This is a genomic window from Vibrio ezurae NBRC 102218 (assembly GCF_000467185.1).
Classification (GTDB): Bacteria; Pseudomonadota; Gammaproteobacteria; order Enterobacterales; family Vibrionaceae; genus Vibrio; species Vibrio ezurae.
Genome location: NZ_BATM01000029.1, coordinates 1 through 5,180, shown reverse-complemented (window position 1 = coordinate 5,180; position 5,180 = coordinate 1). Strand labels below are relative to the sequence as shown.

The window sequence follows — 5,180 nt, the reverse complement described above, 5'->3', positions numbered from 1 at the left end:
TGCCCAGTAAATTCATTCGTAGGTACATCAACAGTAAAGTGCCCTGAACCATCAATAGAGCCTGAATATGGTGTTTTATCGATAGTGACGGTCACTTTGTCACTAGAATTAAACTCACCTGTTACAACACCTGTTACTGCAATCGTGCTTTGTTGAGACTCACTGATATTAATAATGTCATCCGTGGCAACACTTTCAATTTGAACCGATACAGAAGGTGGGGTTGTATCCGCAGTCGGCGCCGTTTCGGTAGCGGGTGACGACATATTCTCAGATTGGTCAGTCAAGGTCGCCGTTACGGTTGCACCCGGTGTAACTTGAGTTTTCACTTGTTGAGCGCTGATGTCTGCCGTACTCAATATTTGATCGACATGTCCAATAGTCAATATGTCGCCAGCAACGGCATCCGCTGGTAGAACAATAGTAGCTTCTATAGTGCCGTCTGCAGCTACTTCTGCAGCGTTATACTCACCGCTGGTACTCGTCGGTGTAGGGAACTGTATTGTTGGCACACCCACATGAGTATCAACGCCTAAATTATGGCTCGCTTCTACCGCTGGATTACCCGCTTTATCATTCACGTTTGCCGTGATGACCAAATTAGCACTGTCATTGAGATTCGCTAAATCACCGTGATCAACAGTTGCACTCCATTGATTACCTTGCACTGTTGTAGTGTAATCCTGATGATTAAAGTGTACGGTCACTACTTGGCCATCTTCAATACCTGACGTAGTTCCAGAAATAACCAAGTCTTGACCTTGTTCGGCATGGTTTATTACATCATCATTAGCAAGGTGGTCGTTTATGGCAATCGTGCCTTCAACAGAATCGACCGTTACATCTTGTTGGCTCGTACCGATATACGTATTGCCATGAGAGTCTTCGCCTTTCAATGTTACGCTTACAGAATACGTTCCTTGATGCGCTTTTAATACACTTGTAGGAACATCTACACCAAAGCCTAAATGCCCAGCCTTTGCCAACACTTGGCCTGTAAACTCTTGCCCATTTACCTCAACCGTAATGACATCACCTGCTTGTGCATCACCACTGACTGACCCCGTAAACATAACGTTGCCTGTAGTGTTGTGATTGATAGGATAGAGAGGGTCAACTTGAATTGTGGCGCTAGCACTCAAATCCACACCTAGATCATGGTGAGCTTGGATCGCTTTATTGCCGGCTACGTCATTTACATCAGCAGTAATCACCAATGTGCTTCCGTCCGTAATACCCACTAAATGTGCTTTATCTACCGTCGCACTCCATATGCCACCACTAACACTACCTGGATAATTTTGACCATTAAAGTTCACCGTCACTAGTTGGCCATCTTCAATACCCGATGTGGTACCAGAGATAATCAAATCTTGGCCTTGTTCTGCATGGTTTATTACATCATCCTTAGCAAGGTGGTCATCAATTGTGATTTTCCCGGCCGTGATATCCACTACAACAGGCTCAGCCGTCATACCGACATTACCCGCTTTATCTGTCACAGTAGCGGTAATATCACTTGAGCCCTCTGGTAAATCTTGAAGTAATGCACCCTTTGGTAATTCAAAATCCCCTTGCCCGTTCATCGTATGAACACGATAGGTGTTTGCATCACCAGTAATTTGAATGTCTACTTCCGTATCCTGAGGTATGGCTTTATGCGAACTAACCTCTACATGGCCCGAAATAGCTGGGCGCCTATCATTACCGGATGCAATCGGATCTAGCGTAATCAAAGGAATATCCGTCGCAATAATATAACTATGACTATCCTTATCTGAGCCTGTATTTCCTGCTGTATCCTGAGTCGTAATGGAGGCTTCAACTTGAGTGTGCCCAGTAAATTCATTCGTAGGTACATCAACAGTAAAGTGCCCTGAACCATCAATAGAGCCTGAATATGGTGTTTTATCGATAGTGACGGTCACTTTGTCACTAGAATTAAACTCACCTGTTACAACACCTGTTACTGCAATCGTGCTTTGTTGAGACTCACTGATATTAATAATGTCATCCGTGGCAACACTTGCAATTTGAACCGATACAGAAGGTGGGGTTGTATCCGCAGTCGGCACCGCTGCAGCAGCAGGTGTCGAAACATTCCCCGCTTGGTCTGTGATACTGGCAGTAACTGATGCGCCTGGCGACACCTCTTGAGTGATGTGTTGAGCAGTAATGTCTGTTGCACTTAATACACGAGCGGTGCCGTCAATGGTGACGGTATCTCCTGCCACCGCATCCGTTGGTAAATCAATGGTCGCTGTAATAGTGTTATCCACACCCACTTCAGCTTGGTTGTACACGCTGTCGGTACCGGTACTTTCAAAGTGAATGCTTGGCGCCGTCACCTGTGTATCTAAGGTAAAGCTGAATTGAGTCTCGGCCGACACATTACCCGCTGCGTCCGTTTGACGCACTGCAACGCTGTTCCCACCTTCAACAGCCGTGAAGCTGTCTGTCCACGTCGTGCCACCATCGATGGAATACTCCACTGTCGCACCCACTTCGGTGCCAGTAATATCTAACGCACCATCATTCGTGCGGGCATCAGTAGCACTGGTGCCAGTATCGTGGGTCAGTGCCACTATCGGCGCTGTCACTGCATTGTCTAAAGTAAAGACCAACTCGTTACTGGCGGCTGACACATTGCCCGCCACATCCACTTGTCTCACGCTCACACTGTTGTGACCCTCAACTGGCGTAAAGCCTGAAGTCCACGTGTAACCACCGTCTAATGAATATTCCAGATAAGCGCCCTGCTCTGTACCCGCAATCTGAAGCGCACCATCGCTGGTAATCAAATCGGTCGCAGAATGGCCTGTATCGTTCTTCAAGGACACCACTAACGCCGTCGGTGGCGTCACATCCGCACTCGCCGCTGTCTCGGTGATCAACGCCGATACGTTCCCCGCTTGGTCTGTGATGCTGGCAGTAACTGATGCGCCTGGCGACACCTCTTGAGTGATGTGTTGAGCAGTAATGTCTGTTGCACTTAATACACGAGCGGTGCCGTCAATGGTGACGGTATCTCCTGCCACCGCATCCGTTGGTAAATCAATGGTCGCTGTAATAGTGTTATCCGTACCCACTTCGGCTTGATTGTACACGCTGTCGGTACCGGTACTTTCAAAGTAAATAGTCGGAGCATTCACACTAGTATCGACTACTAATGAATGTATCGCTTGCTGAGCCGCATTACCTGCCACGTCTTTCACGTCTGCAGTAATAGAAAGAGATTCACCTTCTTTTAAGCCGGTTAATTCAGCTTTATCTACCGTCACACTCCACTTACCGTCGGTTACCGTACTTGGATAATCCTGACCATTAAAGTGCACTGTAACAACTTGGGCATTTTCGATACCCGTTGTTGTGCCAGAAATCACCAAGTCTTGACCCTGCTCAACATGATTAAGCACGTTGTCACCAGAGATATTCTTGTCAAAAGAAATTGAACCTGGTGTGGTATCAATATTGCTCGCAACCTTAACTTCAGGCGACGTATTTCCCGCTTTATCCGTAGACGTCACTGTAATGTGATCGCCTTCTTTCAAGTCCGTAGAAGGCGTAAAGGAGAACGTACCTTGGCTTCCCACCACCACATGACCCAACTCATTCGTGCCGTCAGTGAAGGTGATCGTACTGCCTACCTCACCTGTACCCGTGATGGTTGGCTTTAAATCATTGCCCGGTAAAATCGCGTCTACCGTCGGCGCGGTTGGCGCTGAGGTATCTAATGTGACGGTAGCCGATGCTGGACTGGTATTGCCTGCCGCATCGGTAGCAATCGCTGTCACGGTAAGCGTGCCATCCGTAAATGAATGACCGGTTAGATCCACACCACTGAGTGTAAATTGACCCGTTTGTGAATTGATTGTGACCGACTGAGGATCAAGGGTCATGACATGTGTTCCGTCACTGATGCTCAGTGAGGTCAACTGCTCTGTACCATCTGTGTGGTCAATTGAGCCGCTGATGCTTACTGAGCTCATTTCAGTAGCACCAATGTCATGGTTAGGGTGATCTACGCTATCAACAGTGCCATCGGTCATATCGACTGTTGTTGGCTGAATACTGGTATCGATGTTGCTCGCAACCTTAACTTCAGGCGATGTATTTCCCGCTTTATCGATGGACGTCACTGTAATGTGATCACCTTCCTTTAAGTCCGTTGAAGGCGTAAAGGAGAACGTACCTTGGCTTCCCACCACCACATGGCCCAACTCATTCGTGCCGTCGGTAAAGGTGATCGTACTGCCTACCTCACCTGTACCCTTGATGGTTGGCGTTAAATCATTGCCCGGTAAAATCGCATCTACCGTCGGCGCGGTTGGCGCTGAGGTATCTAATGTGACGGTGGCGGATGCCGGACTGGTGTTGCCTGCCGCATCGGTAGCAATCGCTGTCACGGTGAGCGTGCCGTCCGTAAATGAATGACCTGTTAGATCCACACCACTGAGTGTAAATTGACCCGTTTTTTGATTGACTGTAACCGACTGAGGATCAAGGGTCATGACATGTGTTCCGTCACTGATACTCAGTGAGGTCAATTGCTCTGTACCATCTGTGTGGTCAATTGAGCCACTGATACTTACTGAACTCATTTCAGTAGTGTCAATGTCATTGTTAGGGTGATCGACACTACCCACAGTGCCATCGGTCATCTCAACAGTGGTCTGTCCAATCGTGGTATCAATATTAGTATCAACCGTCGTCGCTGGAGACACATTGCCCGCGGTATCGGTAGCTGTGGCTGTAACCTGACTGCCTTCGTGTAAATCAGTGGTTGGAGTAAAGCTGAACTTACCGTCCGTGCCCACCACTGTATGACCCAAGGCATTTGTGCCATCGGTGAAGGTAATGGTAGAACCTGGCTCACCCGTGCCGTGCAAGGTCGGCGTTAAATCATTGCTTGGTGAAGGCGCAGTCAATACCGGCGCATCAGGGGCATGCGCGTCAAGCGTCGCCTGCCCTGTACCGGTACTGGTGTTACCGGCCGCATCGGTCGCTGTCGCCTTAACAGTCAATACGCCGTCCACTAAACCTTTACCCGATAAGTCGACACCACTTAATGTGAACTGCCCTGTCGCTGAATCGATTGTAGCTTGTGTCGCATCCACCGTTACTGTGGTGGTGCCGTCAGTCACTTCCACTGTCGTTAACTCACCAGAGCCGTCAGTGCG

General features: G+C 48.4%; 1 protein-coding gene. It reads right to left on the bottom strand.

From position 1 onward, the window contains the following. Positions 1–5,180: Ig-like domain-containing protein (locus tag VEZ01S_RS10230; RefSeq protein ID WP_040890703.1), on the bottom strand; the 5,180-nt coding region annotated here is incomplete at both ends.